This is a genomic window from Streptosporangium lutulentum, from assembly GCF_030811455.1.
Lineage (GTDB): Bacteria > Actinomycetota > Actinomycetes > Streptosporangiales > Streptosporangiaceae > Streptosporangium > Streptosporangium lutulentum.
The window spans coordinates 6,761,036-6,784,368 of sequence record NZ_JAUSQU010000001.1 but is presented as its reverse complement, the minus strand read 5'-3'; the positions used below and the strand labels follow the sequence as shown (position 1 = coordinate 6,784,368).

Here is a 23,333-nt window from a genome sequence, read left to right as displayed (position 1 = left end):
CCCGCCATGGCTGGGGAGCTTAGCGAGAACCGGCGCCCCTCGAAGAGCGCTTTCTTCCATATTTTTCCGTCTACAAGCACCTATAGATAGATATCCGCTAGATTGCCGCCCGAAGATTCTCTTCCGGAGAGGCGGTCGCATGCGCTCACGCGGGCCGAACCCCTTGGCCCTCGGTGTCTTCGGTGTTGTCGCCATGACGTTCGCCGTGATCGTGGTGGTCTCCGGTCTGGCCGGTGGCGAGGAGGCCGAGGTTCCGGCCGGCCCCGAGACCGGTCCGGTGGCGACCGGCAACGCCGAGCCCACGCAGACCGGCGAGACCGAGGTCACGCCGCCTACCTTCGCCCCTCCGCAGAAGCTGAACCTCAACGGGCTGGGTGACGCCAAGATCGCGTTGGCCGCGCAGGAGAGCGCCGCGCAGGGGAAGATGGTCGTCGACCTCCGCTACATGCAGCGCTCGGACACCGGCGCCCGGCTCAAGCGCAACCCGCTGTACGCCACCAGCCAGATGAGCCCCGTGTCCTGCCGCGCCCCCCGGCCCTCGACGCAGCCGCGCGCCATGCTCAGCTATCTCAACGCCGTCACCGGCTGCCTGGACCGGGCGTGGGCGGGGAAGTTCTCCCAGGCGGGAGCGGTCTTCCTGGCGCCGCGCCGGGTCTACTGGTCCCGTCCGGGCCGCGGCCCCTGCGGCAGCTACCCGGCCTCCGGCGCCGCGGCCTACTACTGCCCGTCCAACCGGGGCATGTACATCGGCCTGACCCACCTCATCCAGCAGACCGACCGGATCGATCCCGCCGAGAATCACGTGCCCTACCTGTCCGTGCTCGCCCATGAGTACGGTCACCACGTGCAGTCCATGGCCGGCATCGGCGGCGCGTGGTGGTGGGAGGTCTCCAACAAGTCCAAGGCCGCGCAGGACGCCCATTCGCGCAGGTCCGAGCTCCAGGCCCAGTGTCTCGCCGGGGTCTTCACCCGCGCGGTCCGGGTTCCGCTCGGCGTCACCGCCGCCCGCTGGCAGGCCGTGCTGCAGACGGAGTACCGTCGCGGCGACGACCAGAACGGCCTGGGACTGCGCGACCACGGCAGCGGCGAGCACTACGCCGGCTGGCTCCAGCAGGGCTGGAAGTACGCCCGGATCGGCTACTGCAACACCTGGTCCGTCGCCGCCTCGCAGGTCAGCTGAGACACGGCCCTCACCCCTGAGAGATCGGGGAGACGCGGCCCCCGCCTGGTTCCCGGGATGTAGGGACGGGGGCCGTCCGGCAGGACATCTGCCAGAGACACATGGGGCCCTCGTCCTTGCTGGGGCGGTACGGGTGCCCGGTTCGGATTCGGTGCGCTCACAGGAGAGCCCTCTGCCGGATGCGTGGTCTGTTGTGACACCGCGTCATCCGATGATCATGTGATGACGCGGTTCTGGAAGTGGACGGGTCGTCCTACCCGAGTTTTGAGGGAGCGGCTGCGCAAGGCTGAGATAAGACGACCCGTAATGCCAGATAATGCCCATGCCATGCATCGTTGGCAAGGCTTTACCTGCACAAAGCTCCGATTTTCTCCTGGTGGGAGACGGGTGGGGCGGGTGTGAACTTATGAGACCCGAGGGGCCTCCCGCGCCCGCGGGGACGCCCTTTCCGGGGTGGCGGCGCGACTCCGGTCCGGAGTCCGCAGGGCTCCGGCGAGTCGGCCACCTGCCGTGCCGCCGGGGGCGCGGTGAAGGGCTACGGGGCCTCGGAGGAGGAGATGCGGTACTTCGCGACCTGCGCCTCGCGGATCTCGGCCGTCTGTTCGGGCTCCGGGCCGGTGTCGCGGAACCGGTGAAGGTGCGCGTCCGACTCCCAGCGTTCGTAGACGTTGATCCGATCCGGTTCGAGCGGGTCGGCTGTCAGCACGAAGTCGAGGCAGCCGGGGGTGGCGCGGGCCCGCTCCATGACGTCGAGGCACCCGACAAGATATTTGTCGCGGACATCCGGGTTCACATAAAGCTTCCCTGACACGATGATCAAAAGGGTCTCCATGGCATCGAGATGGCATCGAGCGGACGACACCCGACACATTAGATCCCCGCACCGACAGATCCCGGACGGCCACGGGACGCTCGCTCGCACGGACGGCCGCGCCCGGCGCGCGATCCGGGACTCCGGCCGACGCCGAGGGGTGTTCCTGGGTGTAACGCGGCCCCCTTGTCGAGAGACTTCCGACATACGGTGACGAAATGGACAGCGAGAATCTTCTTGGTGAATTCCTGCGTGCTCGACGCGAGGTCACCACTCCCAGACAGGTAGGGCTGTTGCACGTCGGTCCTCGCCGGACGCCGGGACTGCGCCGGGAGGAGGTGGCGATGCTGGCGGATGTCAGCACCGACTACTACATCCGTCTGGAGCAGGGACGCGAACGCCATCCGTCCGAGCGGGTGCTCTGCGCCCTGGTGCGGGTGCTGGATCTCGGACCTGACGCCGCGGCGCACCTGTACGAACTCGCCCACCCGAGGACACGGCCGCGCCGTGCGGTCGACGAAGCGGAGCGGGTGGGCCCGGACCTGCTGCGGCTGATGCGGGGCTGGGCGTACACCCCGGCGTTCGTCTGCAACCGCTGGATGGACGTACTGGCCACGAACATGCTGGCCGATGCTCTCTTCTCCGGACTGGAGCACGGAGACAACCTGGTCCGGGCGGTCTTCCTGGACTCCGCCGCACGCACGTTCTACCGGGACTGGGAGAAGGTCGCCCGTTCCAAGGTGGCACACCTGCGCGCGGCCACGGGAGCGGACCTCGACCACCCCTATCTGACCGAACTGGTCGACGAGCTCTCCGGCGAAAGCGATGACTTCCGCCGGATGTGGGCGCGTCATGACGTCGTCGGCAAGACCCACGAGGCCAAGCGCCTCCACCATCACGAGGTCGGCGACCTGACCCTCACCTGCGAGCTGTTCAACGTCGGCAGCGCTCCCGGCCAGCAACTGCACGTCTTCCAGGCCGAGCCCGCCAGCCCCTCCGAGCACGCCCTGGCCCTGCTGGGCAGCCTCGCCATCATGACGCCATGACGGCGTGCCTCCCGACCCGCCACGACTCCCGGTCCCGATGTGCCGTTCGGCGGGAGTCACCGAGTTCGGCGGTCCATGTGCCTTCGGCCCCCGCCGGCGTGCGAGGACGACGGCATGGCCTCCTCGGGCCTCTGCCGCGTGACGGCCTGCTCGTGAGCGGCGCTCTTCCCGGGACGAGGACCCGGTGAGGTTGCCACCGCGCCCGCGTTCGATCCAGGCGCGTTACACGACGATCGTGACGGCGCTGCTGCTGGTGGTGCTGGTCGTGGTGAGCGTGAGTTCCGACCTGGCGATCCGGTACCGGATTCAGGACGACGTGTTCAAGAACGCCGAGCGGGTGGCCGGCCAGTGGAGCGCGGCGGCGCGTGACCGCACCGTGCCGGCTCCGATCCCGGCCTCGGCCGGCGCCGATCTCGTCCAGTTGGTGGACGCCCGGGGCACGGTGCTGGGGGCGAGCAGGCATGCGTGGGGTAGGCCGCCCCTGAGCACGATCCGGCCGCCGGCCGACGATCGTTTCCAGCGGCTGACCGGGAACGGTCTCATGCTGATGGCCATCCGGATCTCTCCCGCGGCGGACGCTCCGGTCGTCTACGCGGGCATCGCGGAGCCGCCTCTCCTGGGCGGGCACCTCCTGGAGTTCTACCTCGCCGCGGGCGCTCTCGCCCTGCTGGGCCTGGCGGGGTGGATGACGTGGTGGACGGTCGGCCGGACGCTGCGTCCGGTGGCGGCGATCCGGGCGCGGATGGCGGAGATCACGGTGGGTGATGCGAGCCTGCGGGTGCCGGTGCCGCAGGGAGAGGACGAGTTCGCGCTGCTGGCGCGTACCGCCAACCAGAGCCTGGAGCGGCTGGAAGGGGCGGTGGAGCAGCAGCGGCAGTTCGCCTCCACCACCTCCCACGAACTGCGGACTCCGATCACCGGGTTGCGCATGCAACTTGAGGAGGCGTTGCTGTACCCCGGCGAGGTCGATCCGATGGAGAGCATCCAGGGGGCGTTGACGGCGACCGGCCGGCTGGAGGCGATCGTCAACGATCTGTTGCTGCTGGCGCGGTTGCGGGTGGCCGAGCCCGCGGCCCGGGAGCTGATCGATCTGGGCAGGCTCGTGACCGAGGAGGCCACGCAGGGCACCGGGGTACCGGTGCATGTTCACGCGGCCTCCGGGGTGTGGGTCTCCGGCTCGCAGATCCGGCTGATCCGGGTGATCGGAAACCTGCTGAGCAACGCGCGCCGGCACGCCGCCACCGGTGTGGAGATCTCGGTGGGCGCGGTCGGCGATCATGCCGTGGTGACGGTGCTCGATGACGGCGCCGGGATCGCCCCGGGAGACCGGGAGCGGGTCTTCGAGCGTTTCACCCGCCTGGCCGACGGGCGTCGCCGCGACTCGGGCGGCAGCGGGCTCGGTCTGGCCATCTCCCGTGACATCGCCGAGGCCCACCACGGCACCCTGCGGATCGAGGATTCCACCCGGGGCGCCCGCTTCGTCCTGCGGCTCCCTCTGCTGCACGCCGGACGAACGGCCGGGAACCAGCCCGTGGAACCCGATTCCTCGGAGGAGCTGACGGGAACGGATCGCCCGAAGCCGGCGGGCACGAGCCGCCCTGCCGGGCAAGGAGCGGTCCCCTCCGAGCAGGTGGGATTGATTCGTCCTTTTACGCGGGGGATGAACCGCCTGAATCGACGTGAACGAGCCGCCCTGTTCGGCCGGGACCTCTGCTCGGTGAAACCGGGTGACGGCGCGGGGGAGGCGGACGGCTAGTCCGTCACCTCGATGCGGAGGCGGCGGAAGCCCTTGCCCTTGCTCTCGATCTTGGCGACCCGGATGCGGCCGATCTGCTTGGTGGAGGCGACGTGGGTGCCGCCGTCGGCCTGGCAGTCGAGACCGACGATGTCGATGATCCGTACCTCCTCCACCGTCTCGGGCACCAGGTTCGTGGCGGTCCTGATGATGTCGGGGATCGCGAAGGCCTCCGCGCGGGGGACGACCCGGACGTCGATCCGGCGGTCGGCGGTGACCTCCGCGTTGCAGGCCTCCTCCACGGTCTCCTTGAAGCCGGGCGGCACCTCGGGCAGGTTGAAGTCCATGCGAGCGGTCAGCTCTTCCATGTTGCCGCCCGTGACGAGGGCGCCGAAGTCGCGGAAGACCACCCCGCACAGCACGTGCAGGGCCGAGTGGGTGCGCATCAGGGCGGAGCGTCTCTCGTCCTCGACCGCCGCCCGCACGGTCGTCCCCGGCGGGGGGATCGGGTCGTCCTCGACCGGAATCAGATAGAGGTCGTCGCCCTTGCGCACACCGGCGATGCGGGTCTCCACTCCCTGCCAGAGGAGAACTCCGCGATCCGCGGGCTGGCCTCCTCCGCCTGGGTAGAATGCCGACGTGCTCAGAACGATCCCGTCGGGCGACGACGCCAGGACCACAGCTTCGAAGGAGCGCAGGTTCTGGTCGGCGAGTTCGAGTCGCCGCGTGCGCCCGTAGAGGTCACTACTCATGTCGGCAGCCTAAAGCTCACCGAGGTGGCATGCACGGGCAGGTGCGCAGGCGACTCCCGGTGCTCACCATCGCTTCTTTTACGGCGATTTCTTGCCTTATATCGGGATGTAGTGGGTTCGCATCGCCGACGGATGAGACCGGGGCCCGGGTGCCCCTGTCCTCCACTCCCTCGTTCGCGTTGCACCGGTCGGCGGCTCCACTGGTCATGATCATCGGTGACAGCTTCACGGTCGGGTCGGGCCCGGTCGGGGGGTGGGACAGCTACGCCGCGCAGGCCGCGCGGGCGATGGGCTGGCAGCTGGTCACGGCGGGCGCGTCCGGAACGGGCTTCGTCAACCCCGGCTCGGTGGGCCGGACCTTCGAGACGTCCTTCGACAAGGAGCTCTCCTGGCGTCCGCCCCCCAGTCTGCTGATCATTTCCGGTGGGCACAACGACCGGGAGGTCAGCCCCGGGACGGTTCATCAGGCGGTCGAGCGCCTGCTGGAGCTGGTCGGCCGCCGATGGCCGCGGACCAGGGTCGTGGTGATCGGTCCCATCTGGATGGCGAAGGCCCCCGAGTGGAGTTACCAGGTGAGGGATGCCATCGCGGTCGCGGCCGAGGAGGCGAAGACGCCCTTCCTGGATCCGCTCGGCCGGAGCTGGGGCAGTGGGGCGACCCTGTCCGACGGCGTCCACCCCACCTACGAGGGCCATACGAAGATCGCGCAGTGGCTGGTCGGCGGGTTGCGCAAGTACGGGTTCGGTCCGAGCGCCTGAGCGTGGGCCGGATGACCGCCGGGGACGCCTGGGCTGTCCCGGGCGCACACCGAGGTGACCCGGGGGCGGCGATCGCCGCATCGCCGCCCCCGGAGGCGGGCGGTGTGATCGTGCCACCGCCCGCCGTTCGCCTCTGACGATCCGCCGGCCGGAGAGATCGCCGGCGGCCGCACCCCCACGTGCGGGTGTCAGAGGACGTTCGATGTCAGGAGAGGGTGGGGGTGGGTGGGGTGCCGGTGCCGTTCCAGGAGCCGATGAAGCCGAAGGTGGTGGTTCCGCCGGCGGGGATGGTGCCGTTCCAGGGGGCGTTGGCGAAGGTGAAGGCGGTGCCGTTGGTGGTGAGGGTGGAGCTCCAGTTTTGGGTGACGTTGACGCCTGTGGGGTAGGTCAGGGTGGTTCGCCAGGTGGTGGCGGCGCTGGTGCAGCGGATGGTGACTTCGCCTTGGAAGCCGCCTTGCCAGGTGTTGGTGGTGCGGTAGGTGGGGGTGCAGCCGGTGCCGGGGTTGGTGGGTCCGGCGGGGGTGGTGAAGGTGGTGGTGGGTGAGGCGGTGGAGGTGTTTCCGGCGGCGTCGCGGGCGACGACGTTGACGGTGTAGGCGGTTGCGGGGGTGAGGCCGGTCAGGGTGACGGTGTTGGTGGTGGAGGTGGCGAGTTGGGTGGTGCCTCGGTAGAGGGTGTAGCCGGTGACGGCGCGGTTGTCGGTGGAGGCGGTCCAGGTGAGGGTGGCGCCGGTGGCGGTGATGGCTGAGGCGGTGGGAGTGCCGGGCCTGCTGGGTGCGGTGGTGTCCGTCGGATCCGGAGGATTCGTCCCACCGGCCAGGGCGTTGTGCACCGCCGTGTAGGACGGTTTCTGGGCGTAGTTCTCGTCGTAGATCAGGGCCGCGCCCTCACTGGGGAAGGTCTCGGGAACCCAGGAGTATTTGTCGGTGAAGCCCCAGATCGTGATGCCGGCGCACTGGGTCACCGCGAGGCAGGCGTTGACGATGTCTCTGTAGTAGGTGGCCTGCTGGGTGTCCTTGGCCGCGGTCCTCGGGGTCAGCATCCGGATGTCGATCTCGGTGAACCTGACCTGGACGCCGAGGTCGGCGAAGCGCTGCACGTTCTGCTGGACCTGGCTGGGGAAGCCGTACTGGGTGGACAGGTGGCCCTGGAAGCCCACGCAGTCGACCGGCACGTTCTGCGCCCGCAGTGACCTCACCAGGTTGTACATCGCCGTGCTCTTGGCGTTGATGCCCTCGACGTTGTAGTCGTTGATGCAGAGCCTGGCGTCGGGGTCGGCGGCCTTCGCGGCCCTGAAGGCGTCGGCGATGTAGGTGTCGCCCAGCCTCTGGTACCAGAACGAGTTGCGCATGTTTCCGTTGTCGTCGAAGACCTCGTTCACGACGTCCCAGGACACGAGGGTGGGGTTGGAGGCGTAGCGGCCGGCGACCTGGGCGATGTGGTTGCGCATCGCCGTACGCATGGCGTCGGCGCCGAGGTTCTGCACCCAGGCCGGTGTCTGGCTGTGCCAGACCAGCGTGTGCCCGTGGATCTGCTGGTTGTTCTGCGTGGCGAAGTTGACGATCGCGTCCGCCCCCGACCAGTTGAACTGGTTCTGGTTTGGTTCGGTGGCATCCCACTTCATCGCGTTCTCGGGGGTGATCTGGTTGAACTCGGTGGCCGCGATGTTGCGGTAGGCCGTCTCGTTCGCCAGGGGGGAGGTGGAGAGCGCGGTGCCGATGAACTTGCCGCGCGCCTCGGCGTGCGCGCGCAGGGGTTGATCGGCGTGAGCGGGAAGCGCCGGAAGAACGGCCGCGAGGATCGGGAGGACGGCGAGCGCCCCGATCGAGATCGCTCTGCGGAGACTGGGCATGGGATTCCTTCCTGGGGGTGCGGGAACCTGTGGGGGTCCGAGGGGATGGAAACTTATGGACATTCTCCGAAACTTTCGGTGAGATGCCAAGGGAAGGGGGTACGGCACGCGGGCCGTACCCCCTTCCGGGGTGTCAGGAGAGGGTGGGGGTGGGTGGGGTGCCGGTGCCGTTCCAGGAGCCGATGAAGCCGAAGGTGGTGGTTCCGCCGACGGGGATCGTGCCGTTCCAGGGGGCGTTGGCGAAGGTGAAGGCGGTGCCGTTGGTGGTGAGGGTGGAGCTCCAGTTTTGGGTGACGTTGACGCCTGTGGGGTAGGTCAGGGTGGTTCGCCAGGTGGTGGCGGCGCTGGTGCAGCGGATGGTGACTTCGCCTTGGAAGCCGCCTTGCCAGGTGTTGGTGGTGCGGTAGGTGGGGGTGCAGCCGGTGCCGGGGTTGGTGGGTCCGGCGGGGGTGGTGAAGGTGGTGGTGGGTGAGGCGGTGGAGGTGTTTCCGGCGGCGTCGCGGGCGACGACGTTGACGGTGTAGGCGGTTGCGGGGGTGAGGCCGGTCAGGGTGACGGTGTTGGTGGTGGAGGTGGCGAGTTGGGTGGTGCCTCGGTAGACGGTGTAGCCGGTGACGGCGCGGTTGTCGGTGGAGGCGGTCCAGGTGAGGGTGGCGCCGGTGGCGGTGACGGTTGATGCGGTGGGAGTGCCGGGCCTGCTGGGTGCGGTGGTGTCCGCCGGATCCGGAGGATTCGTCCCACCGTAGATCTTGGCCTGGACGGAGGTCTGCGCGATGCCGTTCGGGCCGTTGAAGAGCCGCTGCCCCCAGCTGGTGAGGCCGGCGGGGTTGAAGTTGGTCACCTGGTCGAGGTATTCGACGCCGCCGCCGTTGCCGCTCCAGGACCAGCCGAGGTAGCCGATGCCCCTGGCCTGGGCCTGGGCCATGATCGTGTCCTCGTCGGGGTCGCCGTCGGAGTGGTTGAACCCGAACTCGCCGATCACCAGCGGAAGCCCGGCGGTCTGGAAGCGCTGCATGTAGTCGGTGACCTCGGCCGCCGTGTCGTACACGCCGTACATGTGGACGGAGAAGACCGTGTTGCGCTGCGGGTCGGCGGCGAAGACCGTGGCCGCGTTGTCGCGCATGGTGAAGCCCCAGTCCTGGCCCCAGTTGGGCGCGTCCGCCATGATCAGGTGCTGGAATCCGTTCCCGCGCAGCCTGGTGATCGCGGCGGAGGTGGCCTGGACCCAGCCGGGGGTGGTCGCGTTGTTGCCGAAGGGCTCGTTGCCGATGTTGAGGACGACGTAGTCCTCCTGGCCGGTGATCGCGCTCTTCACGCTGATCCAGTAGTCGACGGCCTGGTCCAGGGTGTAGGCGCCGCTCTGCTCGCCGTATCCGGTGGTGTCGTGGTTCTCCAGCACGCAGATGAGCTTGTTCTGCTTGCACAGCGAGACGACGTTCGCCACGTCGGCGGTGTTGTTGGCGGGCCAGCGGCCGCCGCTGAGCACCACGCGCACGGTGTTCGCGCCGAGGGCCTTGATGGCGGCGAAGGAGCCGGTCTGGGTCGTGTACCAGGCGTGCGCGTGGGTGGTGCCGCGCATGACGAACGCGCTGCCGTCCGATTCGAGGATCCTCGTTCCGCTGACGTGGAGGCCGACGGCGGCGTGGGCGGGTGCCATCGGGACGAGGAACGACAGGAGGAGCGCGATGAGCATCGCGATTCGGATTCGCATGACCCACCTCTGTGGGGGAGTGTGTGGTCGGCGGTCTTGAGGGGATGTGGCCGGCCGGGTGGAGGGGTCATCACACCCGGCCGGGGCGGAGGGAGGCGTCAGCTCACGGTGCAGCTCACCGGGACGGGGACGCCGTTGGTGCCGTTCTGGCTCGCGGTGAACCCGAAGGTCGTCGAGCCGTTGGGGGCGAGGGCGCCGTTCCAGGCCACGTTCCTGACCGACACGTCCGCTCCCGTCTGGGTGTGCGTACCGCTCCACAGCTGGCTGATGGTCTGGCCGCCGGTGAACCTCCAGGTCACCGTCCAGCCGGCGATGGCGGAGGCACCCTCGTTCCTGACGGTCACCTCGCCCTGGAAGGCGCCCTGCCAGGAGTTCCCGATCGTGTAGGTGGCGGCGCACCCGCCGGTCTGCGTGGGCGGAGCCTGGGTGGTGGTGAAGGCCGTGCTCTCGGACGCGGGGGAGGAGTTGCCCGCCGCGTCCCTGGCCACCACCTGAACGGTGTAGGCCGTCGAGGGGGTGAGGCCGGTGAGGTCGAAGGAGGTGCCCGGAGCCGTCGCGATCCTGGTCGTGCCGCGGTAGACGTCGTAGCCGCTCACGCCCACGTTGTCGGTGGACGCCGTCCAGGTCAGCCTGGCGGTGCTCCCGGTGACGGCGGAGACGACGGGCTTGCCGGGCCTCGCCGGGGCCGTCGTGTCCTCCACCGGGGGCGGCTCGTCACCCGGGGGGTCTCCCCAGATCTTCGTGGTGCCCGCGTAGAGCGTCATGTTCCGCACCATCACGGGAGTCGCGCCGGGAGTGGTGGCGACCCCCGCATACGACCAGTCGTTGGACGGGTCCCACGTGCCGGAGCTTGCGAGGCGGAACTGCACCTCGCGCCGGTGCTGCGACTGCCCCGCGGGGGAGATCGAGGTGCCGGAGCAGTCGATCGTGACGTAGTAGGTCTTGCCGGACAGCAGGGTCGGCCCGGTCGGCGCCTTGCACTGGTTGTAGGCGGAGGAGACCGAGACCTGGCTCGCGGTGGTGGCGCCGTCGAGGGTGAAGTAGTAGCGGAACGAGCCGTTGGTCAACGGGCGCGCGGGCCAGCCGGACTGGTTCCTGACGATCGCCTTGATCTCGGTGAACGTCGAACCCGAGGCGTTCACCCCGGCCTCAAGGAAGATCTCCGGGCCGTCGGGGGTCTCCGCGACGGGGAAGTTCGCCGCCGGGGCTCCGCCGTACTCCCGGTAGAGCCGGGCGAGCGCGCTGGTGAAGCCCGCGTTGTAGTCGGTGGCGACCTCGTTCATCACGTAGTCGTCGCGCTTGTCGGTGTAGACGTCGTCCGGGTCGGGCGGGCCGCCGACGAGCGCGCCGTACAGGGTGTGGCGGCTGGCGACCGGCGAGGTGAGCTGGTCGGTCCACGAGCCGTGCGCGGTGCGGTGGTGCGGGTTCTTGGGGGGATTGGCGCCGAACCCGACCATGTAGGAGGAGTTACGCGGGTTGTCGCCGAGCGCGTAGTTGATCTGCCGGAGCGCGAAGTCGTGATATCTCGTCTTACGGGCGGCGTCGGTGATGGTGTCGCTGTGGACCAGGGCCACGAACGAGGTGTTGGCCGCGTAGCGCAGCGATCCCCAGCGGTCGAGTACGGCCTGGCCGCCCGGGGAGTACCTCACCCGCTGCCCGTTGACCCCGACCGTCCAGAAGTCGAGCCAGCGGTTGGCGTCGTCGAGGTATCTCTGCTTGCCGGTCAGCTTGTTCAGCAGCACATAGGCGCCGTAGGACTTGTCGTCCCAGGCGATCGTCCACTTGTAGGACTTGGTCGTGGACTGCGGCTCGGTGCCGAGGGCGTCGTAGGCGGATTCGGCCTTGGCCAGGTAGGAGGCGTCCTGGGTGGCCCGGTACAGCCAGATCGCGCCCCAGACGAGCTCGTCGTTGTAGCCGCTCCACGACTGGTAGTACCCGGACGCGTCGGTGATGCAGTCGCTGTACTTCCTCCGCACGGTGTCGGCGAAGGTGTAGAGCTGCTTCGCGTGCGTCACCAGCGTGTCGGCGTAGGCCGGGTTCGTCGGGCGGAAGACGATCGACGAGGCGGCCATCGCCGCCGCCGTCTCCCCGGCCAGGTCCGAGCCGCCGCAGGAGGCGTCGATCTTGTAGGCGGGCCGTTGCATCTGCATCGCCTCGGCGGGGCCCCACCAGGCGTGGTCCGTGCCGCCGTTGCCGACCTGCCCGTAGAGCACGTTCGGCGACGGGTGGGCCTTGATGAAGTAGTCGTTGACGAACGCGAGGTTGTTCAGCAGGTGGGTGAGCTGCCCCGAGGAGACGTAGGCGTCCCGGTACTCCACCGCGCCCCAGGCCAGCATCGTCGCGGAGGCCGCCATCGGCAGCCCGAACTTGACATGGTCACCCGCGTCGTACCAGCCGCCCGTCAGATCGAGTCCGACGTCCTTGCCGTCGTCGAGCGCGGAGTCGCCGCGCCAGCCGACGCGGTTCCAGCTCGGCAGGTCCCCCGACTGCTGGGCCTCGTAGAACCAGAGGGACTTCTGGAGCGCCTCGCCGTAGCTGAACGCGGGCGCGGCGGCCTGGGCGGCGGGCGCCGGCGCGGCGACGAACGCCAGCGGGGCCAGCAGGGCCAGCGCCGCCAGGGATCTCCTCGCGACTCCTCCGAGCCCGGAGGGGGTCCTCCCGGCCCGGGTGGGCGACGGGTCGGTCCTGCCCGTCTCAAGCGGAGAAAGGCCGTCGGGGAGGTGACTCCCCCGCCGGGCGAACCCGGCGGTCCCTTCGCTGGATCTCATGGGTGCCTCTCGCGGAAGGAGGTGGTGCCCGGGGCGCGGCGGTGCGTCGGAGGCATCGCCGCGCCCCGAGGTCTTCAAAGGGTGGTGCTCGGGGCGCGGTGACAGGTCAGGGATGCCGCCGCGCCCCGAGGTCCTCGGGTGCCGGGCCTCGTCCTCGGGAGCGAGAGGCCCGGCCTTACCCGGCTCCTTTTAGGGGAAGAGCCGGCCGTACTCGGCCAGGGCGACGGCCACATCGACCTGGGCCCAGAACCGGTGGTAGTTGAAGGACGGCGCGGGGCCGGTGCCCTTCAGGTACGCGTCGACCTTCGGCCAGTCCGGGTCGTTCTTGTAGAAGGACCGGATGGACATGAAGGTCGAGTCGGAGTTGATGACGTCGCCGTTGGGCATCTCGCCGGTCCAGCCCGGGGGAACGTAGACCGGGTCGTTGAGGCGGCTGTAGTCGGCCTTGGTCTCGGAGACCGAGACGCCCTTGGCGTCCTGGTTGTTCTGCCAGATGCCGTCGAGCAGGCCCTTGGCGACGGCCTTGGCCGTGGCGTCACCGGACTTGGCCGCGTAGTACATCAGCACCTTGGCGTAGGAGCCCGCCACGCCGACGTCGGTCGTGTAGTCCCTGATGCTCACGTGCAGTCCGGCGTTGGAGCCGGGGTTGGACGCGTTCCAGGTGTCGGGCTGGCCGGTCCACACCAGCGTCGAGGGGATCTGGTAGGTCCCGTTGGCGTTGATCGTGGTGTTGTCGGTGGCCCACTTGACCCACTTGTCCAGCACGACCTTGGCCTCGGCGTTGCCGGTCGCGTAGTAGAGCTCCGCGACCCGCTCCATCGACCAGGCCTGGAAGCCGAACCACTGGTTGGACGGCGGGTCGTGGTAGACCGGCTGCCAGTCGTAGGCCATGCCGTAGAAGGTGGGCAGCGTGGACGGCGGGGCCGCGTAGTGACCCTGCCAGCTGTTGGTGGCGCCACCGGCGATCGCGCCCTCGGACGACTGCAGCCAGCGGTAGAACTCCAGCTGCCGCTTCGTGCTGGTGGTCCAGTCCTGTACGGCCGTCGCACCCTTGGGCTTGAGCGCGTCCACGCTGGACAGGGCCCAGGCGGCCATCGGGTTCTGGTAGCCGGAGTGGTTGTGGCTGGAGCCGATCCGCCAGGCCCAGCCGGCGGAGCTGTCGCTGGCGCCGCCCCAGGCGTAGTACCAGCTCATCAGGTAGGCGGAGCTGTCCTTGCCGGTGCCCGCCGCGCACGAGGTGCTGGTGCAGCCCTGCTTCTTGAAGTACTTGTCGTACATCGAGTAGCGCAGGTAGTCGCCCATCTTGGCGGCCTTGCCGACCGTGGTCGCGACGTCGGACGCCTTGCCCTGCTCCGTGGCCCAGGTGTGCGCCCAGTAGGCGACCTGGACGGCGCGGGCGTCGGCGTCGGGGGCGTTGGTGTACTTCCACTGCTTGGCGTAGCTGCTGTCCTTGGTGAACAGGTCCAGGTAGCCGTTCGGGCCGCCGTGGGCGAAGGTGTCACAGGACGGCTGGGGGATGGTCTCGAAGACCGACTCCTCGGGGCCGCGCTGGTAGGTGTTGATGTAGGCGGGCTTGGTGGTGCCGTCGCCGCAGCGGCCGAAGCCGTAGGTGTTGTCGACGTCGAGCAGCCAGTGCATGCCGTAGACGTCGCTGGTGCCGTACGCGGTCTTCAGCTCGTTCGCGATCGGGTCGACGCCGACGCTCACGCCCCCGTCCAGGGTGGACGGGTACTGCCTGATGTCGTCCCACTCGCCGGCGTAGGTGGCGGGCTTGGCCGGGTTGTAGAAGGAGTTGGTCGGCTGGTCCGCGGTGGCCGGGATGATGTATCTCTCCATCGAGGCCCAGGCGGCGTTGAACTTGCTCCAGTCGCCGGTCACCTTGCCGTAGGCGGCCTCCAGCCAGAGGTAGTAGCTGTAGGCCTCGGAGGTGGTCTCGTGCCCGTGGTCCGGCGCCTCGACCAGGAAGGTCTCGACGGAGTGGTACGGCACGCCCTGCGGCGAGAAGTAGCCGTTGGCCGGGTCCTTGAGCTTGTTGTACAGCGTGGTGAACCGCCGGATGTACTCGTTGTCGCCGCCGGTGCCGTCGTTGTCCACCTCGGTCGCGGTCGCCGTGGCCGAGGTGTGGCCGGTGGCGGTCGAGGTGAACACGGCGCTGCCGGAGGTCTGGTCGGCGTCCTCGGCGGCGGAGATCCTCACCGTCTGCGCGGTGTTCCAGTTCGCCGGGGTGAAGGTCAGCGACCCGCCGAGGGAGGCCGTCAGGTCGGCGTCGCCGCTCGTCCTGGTGGTCGCCACGGTGACGTTCGCGGTCGGAGCCCTGGAGAGCCTGACCGCCAGGTTCGCGTTCGAGCCCTCGGCGACGGTGAGGGTGGCCGGGGTGACGACCACCGCGGGAGTGGTGGAGGTGCCCGTGACGCTGATCCCGACGGGGGCGGAGGTCGTGACCGCTCCCTGGTTGTCGGTCGCCCTCGCGGTGAGGGAGTAGCTGCCGGCGGCGACGCCGGTCCAGTTGTAGGCGTAGGGCGCGGTGGTGTCGCTGCCCAGCAGGGTGGTGCCGTTGAGGAAGTCGACCTTGGCGACGGTGCCGTCGCCGTCGGCCGCGTTGGCGGCGATCGCCACCGTGGCGGGGGCGGTGAAGGTGGCGCCCGCCGACGGGCTGGTGATCGCCGCCGTGGGCGGCTGGTTGACGGGAGGGGTGGTCCCGCCGCAGGTGGTTCCGTTGATCGTGAAGGCGGTCGGCTTGGGGTTGGTCCCGGACCAGGAGCCGTTGAAGCCGATGCTGGTCGAGGCGCCGGTGGCGAGGCTGCCGTTCCAGGCGAGGTTCCTGGCGGTGACCGCCTGGCCGCTCTGCGCCCAGGTGGCGCTCCAGCCCTGCGTGACCTGCTGGGTGGTCGTCGGGAAGGTGAATCCGAGCGTCCAGCCGTTCAGCGGGTCACCCAGGTTCTTGACCGACACGCTGGCGGTGAACCCGCCCTGCCAGTCGTTGGTCGTGTAGGTCACGTCGCAGGCGACGGCCGCCATCGCGGGCGAGGCTGCCAGCGCGGTGGCCGTGCCGGCCGCCATGCTGAACAGCGCCAGCACGGCGATTCGCCTCCGGAAGCGTGGGAGCGCTCCCGCTTTGATAGGTAACAGATGCATTGAGAATGGCCTCCATGGGTGGGCCCGAGGTGAAACCGCTGGTAGCGACCTCACGCCGGATCGAGCAAGGGAGAGAGGGGGTGGGAGCGCTCCCATAAGGGATTCTGGAGACAGCGGACGGGATGTCAATGGCGGGCGTCCCCGGTTACGCCGATGTTTCATGTGTCACGCCACCAGGCTGCTGTGATCCGAACGGATGATTTCACCGGTTCTGAAACTTTCAAGCCGAGCGCTTGCTTTGTTTCGGAGCCGGGTGATCTTCGGCGCCCCTCAGCCGCCGGAGCAGGTGATGCCGGAGGGCTGTCCCTGGGGGCCGTTGGCGGTGAAGCCGATGACGACCGACTGCCCGGCGGGGAGGTTCCTGGCCCAGTCGGGCCCCTTCGCCGTCCAGTTCGTCCCGCCGGCCGTGACGACGGCGTTCCAGGCGCTGCCGAGCGTCACGCCGGACGGCATGGTCCAGGCGGACGTCCAGTTGTTCAGCGCCGAGTCGCCGGTGTTCCTGATCGTCAGCTCGCCCTGGAAGCCGCCCTGCCAGGAGTTGGTGAGCCTGAACGCGGACGTGCACGACGCCGGGGCGGGCGTGGGAGTCGGGCTCGGAGTGGAGCCCCCGCCCCCGCCCCCGCCGCCGACCGGCGGGATCAGGTAGGGCTGGAGGATGTCCTGCTTGTCCTGGTTGATCGAGGTCCAGTCATCCTTGGCGATGCCACCGGTGTCGCCGGAGTTGGGGTTCCACGACCAGTAGGTGAACGACATGCCGTTCACCCCGGTGCCCGTGTACTTCATCAGCTCCTGGAGCCAGACCTTGTCCACGGGCGCCTGGAGGGTGGTGCCGAACTCACCCATCATGATCGGGGCGATGTTCTGCCTGTGGAGGTAACCCCAGTACTTGTCCCAGATCGCCGGCATGTTCGCCGGGTAGTCCGGCGCGTCGAACCACGTCTGGTGGAAGACCGAGGTGGCGTACTCGTGGGGAGAGTAGACCAGCCGGTTCGCCACGTCGAGCCGTACGGGGAACTGCCCCGCCTTGGACAGGTTGCCGCCCCACCACCCGCAGTCCTCGTCGTTGCCGGGGTCGTTGTCCCAGACGTTGGACAGGCCGCCGCTCGGACAGCTCACGCCCTCCACGAAGATCAGCCAGTTGGGATTGACCGACAGCACCGCGTTGCCCGCCCGCTCGGCGGCCAGCCGCCAGTCGCGCGCGGTGTCGCCGCAGCCCCAGCAGGCCCCGGTGGCGGCCGGGTTCGTGCCCTCGGCGTGCGGTTCGTTGTGCAGGTCGGCCCCGATGACGGTGGTGTTGCCCGCGTACCGCTGGGCGAGCATCTTCCAGTCGTCGATCCATGTGCTCTCCGGCGTCGCGGCGACGTACCAGAGGGCCGACTGCCCGGCGGCGGTCGGGCGGTGCCGGTCGAGGATGACCCGCATGCCCTTGCCGCCCGCGTAGTCGATGACCTTGTCGAGGATCTGCAGCGGGGTGTTGCCGACCAGGTCGGGGTTGACGAAGTCGTTGATGCCGCTGGCCACCGCTCCGGGCTTGAGGGCGTCGTTGGAGAACGGCACGCGGAGGGTGTTGTAGCCGAGCGAGGCCATCTTGTCGAGCTGGCCCCTCCACGGATTGCTCGCCCACAACCCGTGGAACGTCTTGTTGTCGGTCTCCATGCCGAACCAGTTGATGCCGGTCAGGCGGACGGTCGCCCCCGTACTGTCAACGATCTTGTTGCCGGAGGTGTGCAGGTAGCCGGTACCGGTTCCGCCCGCGGCACCCGCGGGAGAGGAACCGAGCGCGACCGCCAGCGCCGAGGTGGTCACGAGCGCCGCTAGCGCCGCCGACCACCTGCGAGCACGCAGGACTTTCATCGAATTCCCTCTGTGTGGGCCCCGGGCCTCAGCCGTGGGGAGGGTGTCAAGAAGGATGCCCTTCGGGGACGGGATCCGCTCACGGGGCCCCGTGAACAGAAGTGCGGCCGGTCGCGTTCGTCATGCTTCGGCGCTCGCCCGTCGCCCGTCAACCGCCCACCGGGCCGTCTTCCGCCTCCCCGCGTACGCACGACCCCCTCTAGCTCGCCCTGCACGGCTCCCCCGCGAAGGTCCGGGTCGTGAAAGTTTCATGGACCCGGAGGCGGCCGTGGCCGTTCGCGGCCTGTACAAAGCGGCCTGTACAAAGCGGCCTACGCGAACCGACCTACGCGAACCGGCCCGCATGAGGCGGCCTACCCGCAGCGGCCCGCATGGGGTGGCTCATACGAACCGGCCTATATGAACACGTCCAGCACCAGGACCAGCACCAGCCCGGTCACCGAGATGATGGTCTCCATCGTCGACCAGGTCTTGATGTTCTGACCCACGGTGAGCCCGAAATACTCCTTGACCAGCCAGAACCCGGCGTCGTTGACGTGGGAGAAGAACAGCGAACCGGCGCCGATGGCCAGGACGAGCAGCGAGGTCTCCCCTGTGCCGAGGCCCGCGACCAGCGGGGCCAGGATTCCGGAGGCCGTGACGGTCGCGACGGTCGCCGATCCGGTGGCGAGCCGGATGAGCACGGCGACCAGCCAGGCCAGCAGCAACACCGACAGCCCGCTGTTCTCCACCCAGCCGGCGATGAGGCCGCCGATTCCGGTGTCGATCAGGGTCTGCTTGAAACCGCCTCCGGCGGCCACGATCAGCAGGATGCCCGCGATCGGGGGCAGCGACTGCTCCAGGGACTTCGCGATCTCCTTCCTGCCCATGCCGGCGCCGCGACCGAGGGTGAACATCGCGACGATGACGGCGATCAGCAGCGCCACCAGCGGGGTGCCGAGAAAGTCGAGCACGGTGCGGACGGGGTGTCCCTCGGGGGTGAAGATGTCGGCGAGTGCCTTGCCCATCATCAGGACGACCGGCAGCAGCACGGTGGCCAGGGTGACGCCGAACGACGGCCGCCGGGCGTCCTGCGCCGGGGGCGGGGTGTCGTAGAGCTCCGGGGCCGGCACGTCCACCCACCGGGCGGCGTACTTGGAGAACAACGGCCCGGCGACGGCCACCGTGGGAATGGCGACGAGCACGCCGAGCAGCAGGGTGACGCCCAGGTCGGCCTTCAGCGCGTCGATGGCGACCAGCGGTCCCGGGTGGGGAGGCACGAGCCCGTGCATCACCGACAGGCCCGCCAGCGCGGGGATTCCGACGCGGACCAGGGACAGTCCCGCACGGCGGGCGACCAGGAAGATGACCGGCATCAGCAGGACGAGGCCGATCTCGAAGAACATCGGCAGGCCGATCAGCGCACCCACCGCGGCCATCGCCCAGGGCAGGGAGCGAGGGCTCGACCGTCCGACGATCGTGTCGACGATCTCGTCGGCCCCGCCGGAGTCGGCGAGCAGCTTGCCGAACATCGCGCCGAGTGCGATGAGCGTGCCGACGCCGGCCGCCGTGCTGCCGAACCCGCTGGTGAAGGCGTCGATGGTGTCGGCCATCGACAGGCCCGCGACGACCCCGACGACCAGCGAGCCGAGGGTCAGGCTCAGGAAGGGATGCAGTTTGTAGTACGTGATCAACAGAACGATCAGCGCGATGCCGATGAGCGCCGCGGGGATCAGCCGGCCGGGGGAGACCGCGTCGGGCGGGGCGAGTGCGATCAGGACGGTCGGCATGTCACGCTCCCGGCTTCTCTGGAATCCTGGGGCCCGACCCCGGATCGGCGGAGGGCGCCGGGCGCGACGGCGTTTCTGAGGACGGTCGCGGGCGTGACGGCGCCCCGGGAGGTGATTCGGACCGCGACGGCGTCCGGGGGAGTGGCGCCGCGGCGAGATAGGCGTCGACGAGCTCGTCGACGGGCCTGCCGAAGTCGAGGACGATCCCGGGCTCGTCCGGCTCCAGGGGTTCCAGGGTTTTCACCTGCGAGTCGACCAGGGAAACCGGCATGAAGTGCCCTGGCCGGCCGGAGACCCGGCGGCGTATGACCTCGGCGTCGCCGTGGAGATGGACAAAAACCACCTCCGGCGCCGAGTCTCGCAGGAGGTCGCGGTAACTCCGTTTGAGCGCTGAGCAGCTCATCACCCCGCCGGTGCCGGCCTTCCCCGCGAGCCAGGAGCCGACCGACCGCAGCCACGGCAGCCGGTCGTCGTCGTCGAGCGGAACGCCGGCCGACATCTTGGCGACGTTGGCCTCGCTGTGGAAGTCGTCGGCGTCCGCGAACGGCACCTGTAGCCGCTGGGCGAGGGCGATGCCCACGGTGGTCTTGCCCGACCCGGTCACGCCCATGACGACGAGCAGCGGGACGGCGGAGGCCGGAGCGGCGGAGTTCGGAGCGGTATCCATCGGAAATGCCTCTCGTGTCGAGCTTCGCGACGGCGTCGCGTGCCTGGTCGTCTGCGATCAGCAGATGATCGGTCACCGCGGTGCCGGCGTCATCGCACTGCCCGTGGCGCCCGCTCCGTCACACGATTCGCACAAGTTTCATCGCTCGCGTTTCCGATTGACTCGGATAAGAGGGTTATTCCCCATGTGGGGCGTCTCAAGGCGTCCCGGCCGGAGGTCACCGGGTCAGTGCGACCGATACGCGGATGAGCTGCGTCTCCAGGGCGTGGCGGAGTTCGTCGGGCAGGGAGCCCTCCCGATGCCGGTCGGCGATCTTTCCGCGGATCGAGGTGAGATCGCGCGAGCAGCAGATGCTGTTGGCCAGCACCTGCCGCAGGTCAAGGGCCACGTCCGGGCGGATCCTGCCCTTGCCCTCGCCCTCCGCCAGCAGCGCGTTGAAGCGCCGGACGCTCTGGTTGAGGCCCGGCGCCGACGATGGGATCACCTTCGGTTCGGGAGGCCTCTTCGTCGCCCGATGCTCCTGAACGGTGGTGCGGTGGTCCTGGGCGGTGGGGTGGGGAAAGGGCTTGGAGACGTCGGGCCCGGGGGTCACGACCGGTGCGGGACGTGTGGCGCCGGAGCTGAGGGCCACGGAAGGGGTGGATCGGCCACCGGCGGGGTTGGCGAGCTGGTTCCACACCAGGGCGCCCGCGAGCAGCACCACGACCGTCGCCGCCGCCGCCACCGCCCAGCGCATGACCTCGTTCTCGGTGGGCCTGCGGACCACGACCAGGGCCTCCGCCAGGCCGTCGGCCATCTCCTGCGCCTTCGGCCGGGCCTCGGGCCGGTGCGACAGGCAGGTCCGGCAGAGCGCGCCGATCCAGGGAGGCAGCCCCGGGACGCCGATCTCGGGCGGCGGCCCCTCGCGGCGGGCGTTCTCGATCTCCTCCCAGGTCCGTTCGGGGTACGGCGGGCTGCCGGTGAGCATCTCGAACAGCAGCACGCCGAGCGCGTAGACGTCGCTCGCCGGGTCCGCGGTCCTACCGGTCAGCCGTTCGGGCGCGACGTAGGGAGGGGTGCCGTAGTCGGAGGTGCCGTCGTCGTCGTCCTCCCCGATGAACGCCGCGATGCCGAAGTCGAGCAGCTTGGCGCCCGTCGCGGTCAGCAGCACGTTCTCGGCGGTGACGTCCCGGTGGACGATCCCCCTCTCATGGGCGGCGGCCAGCACGGTGGCCAGCCTGGCCGCGATCAGCGCGGCCTCCGCCCACGGCAGCGGGCCCTCGGAGATCCGGTCGGACAGCGGGCGCCCCTCCAGCAGGCGCATCACCACGTAGGCGGCGAGGCGGCCGTGCGGGGTCACGGTCTCCCCGTAGTCGTAGACCTCGATCGCGTCGGGGTGGATGAGGCGGGCGGTGGCGCGGGCCTCGCGGCGGATGAGCTCCCGGCCCCCACGGTCGGAGCCGAGCTCTCCGTCGAGCAGCTTGACCGCGACCATCCGCTGCAGCGACTGGTCGAAGGCACGCCAGATCACGCTCATGCCGCCCCACGCGATCTGCTCCAGCAACAGATACCTGCGGGTGAGCACGTCTCCCGCACGGAGTCCGCCGAGTTCAGGCGGACTCACGGACTACCAGCTCTGTGGGCAGGACAGGGTTGTTCGGGGGGGCGTCGTCCGCGCTCATCGAGAGCAGCAGCAACCGGGTGGCGAGCGCCGAGAACTCCTCCACCGGCTGGCGCACGGTGGTGAGAGCGGGCGAGGTCCGCCGGGCGATGGGGGCGTCGTCGAACCCTATGACGGCCACGTCCTCGGGCACCCGGCGGCCGGTGCGGCGCAGGGTCTGCAGGGCCGCCGCGGCCATCACGTCGGAGGCGGCGAACACGGCGTCGACGTTCGGCATCCTGCGCAGCAGCCACTGCATGCCGTGCACGCCCGACGCGTGACTGAAGTCGCCGTAGGCGACCGGCACGCCGGTCATCCCGGCCAGGGTGAGCGTCTGCATGAAGCCGTCGAGCCGATCCCGCGCCGCGGGCAGGGTGGGCGGCCCCGCGATGACACCGATGGACCGCCGGCCGCCGAGCAGGAGGTGTTCCGCCGCCTGCCTGCCGCCGTCGCGGTTGTCCATGTCGACGTGGGGGAGATCGATCCCGTCCGGTGGGCGGCCCGCGCTCCGCACGGGAATGCCGGAGGCGGCGAGCGTCACCACGAGCGGGTGCCTGTCCCGCGCGCTGATCAGCAGGACACCGTCGACCCCGCCGGCGACAAGCGGTGGCGTGGCGATGGTGGACGTGGCCGCCGTGGCGGTCATCACGGCGAGGGGCACGCCGTGACCGGTGAGCACCTCCTCCGCCGCGGTGATCATTCTGGCGTAGAAGGGCTCGGTGAACAGCCGGTGCGCGGGCTCACAGACCACTATCGCCACGACTTGGTCGGATCGCCGCCCGGCTCCGCCTCGGGGAGCGCGGTGTCGTACGTAACCTAGACGCGAGATTGCGTCATGCACCTGCCTACGAGTCGATGTGCTGACTCTGACTGAACCGGTGATTACCCGGGACGCGGTAGCGGGGGAGACCCCTGCTTCCGCGGCGACATGGGCAAGTGTGGGTAGATCGGCCATAACTTCCTCCACACCAAGATTCCGCACAGGTGGGAGCGCTCCCAATGAACGTAGCATTGTTTCGAGAGTGTCAAAAGATGTTTCCGGAAAATCACCATATGTGTGTCAGACTTCCTTGACACCCCAGTCAGGCGCAAGTGCCGACATGATGATCGAGTCATGCCACTCGCCTCCCTGGAAAAGGGCGTCACGGCACACGCCTTCCTTGACGAAACCCGCCTTGCGATAAACATGGGCGGCCCGGTCGTTGAAGTCGAAGACCTCAAGGCCGATGCGGTGCAGCGGGGTGGTGGTGAAGGCGTGGTCGACCATGAGCCTGATCGCCTCGCTGCCGTACCCCTTGCCGAACACGCGAGGCCCGACCAGGGCGATGCGCAGGTTGCAGGAGAAGTTGTGGACGTCGAGATCGTTGAGCACGATCTCGCCGACGTAGGAGTCGTCCTCGGCCCTGCAGATCGCCAGGTCCAGCCGGTCGTCGTGGTCGCCCCGCGAGCCGTACCACAGCTTGGTCGTCTCATAGTCGGGCTGTCCGTGCGACCCTGTCAGCCGTACGGTCTCCGGGTCGTTGATCAGCTCCCAGAGGCCGTCGACGTGCTCGGGGCCGACGGGCCGGAGGATCACACGCTCGCCGGCCAGGGTGGGTTTGTTCGCGAACATCATCCGGCGTGTCTATCGGCCCAGGTCTCCCAGGGCAAGTGGAT

The 23,333-nt window shown here is 69.3% G+C and carries 16 protein-coding genes; 4 read left to right on the top strand and 12 right to left on the bottom strand.

The window, feature by feature from the left end:
* The first annotated feature begins 139 nt into the window (after positions 1 to 139).
* Complete coding sequence (locus tag J2853_RS30075; RefSeq protein WP_307563815.1) at positions 140 to 1,180, top strand: neutral zinc metallopeptidase; 1,041 nt, start codon at positions 140 to 142, stop codon at positions 1,178 to 1,180.
* A gap of 535 nt (positions 1,181 to 1,715) precedes the next feature.
* On the opposite strand, the gene J2853_RS30070 is transcribed toward J2853_RS30075, so the two are convergent.
* On the bottom strand, positions 1,716 to 2,012 hold the full coding sequence (locus tag J2853_RS30070; protein ID WP_307563813.1) for a putative quinol monooxygenase: 297 nt from the start codon (positions 2,010 to 2,012) through the stop codon (positions 1,716 to 1,718).
* A 197-nt stretch (positions 2,013 to 2,209) separates the two neighbouring features.
* Between J2853_RS30070 and J2853_RS30065 the strand changes: the two genes are divergently transcribed.
* A complete protein-coding gene (locus J2853_RS30065; protein WP_307563811.1) occupies positions 2,210 to 3,037 on the top strand; it encodes a helix-turn-helix transcriptional regulator in 828 nt (275 codons plus the stop codon).
* A 184-nt stretch (positions 3,038 to 3,221) separates the two neighbouring features.
* Positions 3,222 to 4,793: a sensor histidine kinase gene (locus tag J2853_RS30060; protein WP_307563809.1), complete on the top strand. Its 1,572-nt coding sequence runs from the start codon at positions 3,222 to 3,224 to the stop codon at positions 4,791 to 4,793.
* Here the strand turns inward: J2853_RS30060 and J2853_RS30055 are convergent.
* Positions 4,790 to 5,524, bottom strand: coding sequence for an alanyl-tRNA editing protein (locus J2853_RS30055; protein ID WP_307563807.1), 735 nt, complete (start codon positions 5,522 to 5,524; stop codon positions 4,790 to 4,792). The genes J2853_RS30060 and J2853_RS30055 overlap by 4 nt on opposite strands.
* 149 nt (positions 5,525 to 5,673) lie before the next feature.
* On the opposite strand from J2853_RS30055, the gene J2853_RS30050 reads away from it, so the two are divergent.
* Positions 5,674 to 6,282, top strand: coding sequence for an SGNH/GDSL hydrolase family protein (locus tag J2853_RS30050; RefSeq protein WP_307563805.1), 609 nt, complete (start codon positions 5,674 to 5,676; stop codon positions 6,280 to 6,282).
* 205 nt (positions 6,283 to 6,487) lie between these two features.
* Here J2853_RS30050 and J2853_RS30045 read toward each other — a convergent pair whose 3' ends face one another.
* From J2853_RS30045 to J2853_RS30000, 10 genes are all read right to left on the bottom strand, one after another.
* Complete coding sequence (locus J2853_RS30045; protein WP_307563803.1) at positions 6,488 to 8,134, bottom strand: endo-1,4-beta-xylanase; 1,647 nt, start codon at positions 8,132 to 8,134, stop codon at positions 6,488 to 6,490.
* Positions 8,135 to 8,267: 133 nt separating this feature from the next.
* Positions 8,268 to 9,845 (bottom strand): cellulase family glycosylhydrolase, encoded by a 1,578-nt coding sequence (locus tag J2853_RS30040; RefSeq protein ID WP_307563801.1) that lies wholly within the window; start codon positions 9,843 to 9,845, stop codon positions 8,268 to 8,270.
* Between the two features lie 98 nt (positions 9,846 to 9,943).
* Positions 9,944 to 12,613 carry a glycoside hydrolase family 9 protein gene (locus J2853_RS30035; RefSeq protein WP_307563799.1) on the bottom strand — a complete coding sequence of 890 codons (2,670 nt, stop codon included), beginning with the start codon at positions 12,611 to 12,613 and terminating at the stop codon, positions 9,944 to 9,946.
* Between the two features lie 189 nt (positions 12,614 to 12,802).
* On the bottom strand, positions 12,803 to 15,748 hold the full coding sequence (locus tag J2853_RS30030) for a glycoside hydrolase family 48 protein (protein WP_307563797.1): 2,946 nt from the start codon (positions 15,746 to 15,748) through the stop codon (positions 12,803 to 12,805).
* A 270-nt stretch (positions 15,749 to 16,018) separates the two neighbouring features.
* Entirely contained in the window at positions 16,019 to 17,602 is a 1,584-nt protein-coding gene (locus J2853_RS30025) for a cellulase family glycosylhydrolase (RefSeq protein WP_307563795.1), read from the bottom strand.
* 395 nt (positions 17,603 to 17,997) lie between these two features.
* On the bottom strand, positions 17,998 to 19,371 hold the full coding sequence (locus J2853_RS30020; protein WP_307563793.1) for a GntP family permease: 1,374 nt from the start codon (positions 19,369 to 19,371) through the stop codon (positions 17,998 to 18,000).
* 1 nt (position 19,372) lies between these two features.
* Positions 19,373 to 20,038 (bottom strand): gluconokinase, encoded by a 666-nt coding sequence (locus J2853_RS30015; protein ID WP_307563791.1) that lies wholly within the window; start codon positions 20,036 to 20,038, stop codon positions 19,373 to 19,375.
* Positions 20,039 to 20,255: 217 nt separating this feature from the next.
* Positions 20,256 to 21,641 carry a serine/threonine-protein kinase gene (locus tag J2853_RS30010; protein WP_307563789.1) on the bottom strand — a complete coding sequence of 462 codons (1,386 nt, stop codon included), beginning with the start codon at positions 21,639 to 21,641 and terminating at the stop codon, positions 20,256 to 20,258.
* Positions 21,628 to 22,632, bottom strand: a complete 1,005-nt coding sequence (locus J2853_RS30005) for a LacI family DNA-binding transcriptional regulator (RefSeq protein ID WP_307563787.1) — start codon at positions 22,630 to 22,632, stop codon at positions 21,628 to 21,630. Before J2853_RS30005 ends, J2853_RS30010 begins: the two co-directional genes overlap by 14 nt.
* Positions 22,633 to 22,737: 105 nt before the next feature.
* The gene (locus J2853_RS30000) at positions 22,738 to 23,292 is read right to left on the bottom strand and encodes a GNAT family N-acetyltransferase (RefSeq protein WP_307563785.1); all 555 of its coding nucleotides are present in this window, start codon (positions 23,290 to 23,292) and stop codon (positions 22,738 to 22,740) included.
* Positions 23,293 to 23,333: the final 41 nt, after the last annotated feature.

Excerpts from the sequence above, each read along its gene's own strand:
- J2853_RS30075 (WP_307563815.1), top strand. The coding sequence starts at position 140 with ATGCGCTCACGCGGGCCGAACCCCTTGGCCCTCGGTGTCTTCGGTGTT.
- J2853_RS30070 (WP_307563813.1), bottom strand. The coding sequence starts at position 2,012 with ATGGAGACCCTTTTGATCATCGTGTCAGGGAAGCTTTATGTGAACCCG.
- J2853_RS30065 (WP_307563811.1), top strand. The coding sequence starts at position 2,210 with ATGGACAGCGAGAATCTTCTTGGTGAATTCCTGCGTGCTCGACGCGAG.
- J2853_RS30055 (WP_307563807.1), bottom strand. The coding sequence starts at position 5,524 with ATGAGTAGTGACCTCTACGGGCGCACGCGGCGACTCGAACTCGCCGAC.
- J2853_RS30045 (WP_307563803.1), bottom strand. The coding sequence starts at position 8,134 with ATGCCCAGTCTCCGCAGAGCGATCTCGATCGGGGCGCTCGCCGTCCTC.
- J2853_RS30040 (WP_307563801.1), bottom strand. The coding sequence starts at position 9,845 with ATGCGAATCCGAATCGCGATGCTCATCGCGCTCCTCCTGTCGTTCCTC.
- J2853_RS30035 (WP_307563799.1), bottom strand. The coding sequence starts at position 12,613 with ATGAGATCCAGCGAAGGGACCGCCGGGTTCGCCCGGCGGGGGAGTCAC.
- J2853_RS30030 (WP_307563797.1), bottom strand. The coding sequence starts at position 15,748 with ATGCATCTGTTACCTATCAAAGCGGGAGCGCTCCCACGCTTCCGGAGG.
- J2853_RS30025 (WP_307563795.1), bottom strand. The coding sequence starts at position 17,602 with ATGAAAGTCCTGCGTGCTCGCAGGTGGTCGGCGGCGCTAGCGGCGCTC.
- J2853_RS30020 (WP_307563793.1), bottom strand. The coding sequence starts at position 19,371 with ATGCCGACCGTCCTGATCGCACTCGCCCCGCCCGACGCGGTCTCCCCC.
- J2853_RS30015 (WP_307563791.1), bottom strand. The coding sequence starts at position 20,038 with ATGGATACCGCTCCGAACTCCGCCGCTCCGGCCTCCGCCGTCCCGCTG.
- J2853_RS30005 (WP_307563787.1), bottom strand. The coding sequence starts at position 22,632 with ATGGCCGATCTACCCACACTTGCCCATGTCGCCGCGGAAGCAGGGGTC.
- J2853_RS30000 (WP_307563785.1), bottom strand. The coding sequence starts at position 23,292 with ATGATGTTCGCGAACAAACCCACCCTGGCCGGCGAGCGTGTGATCCTC.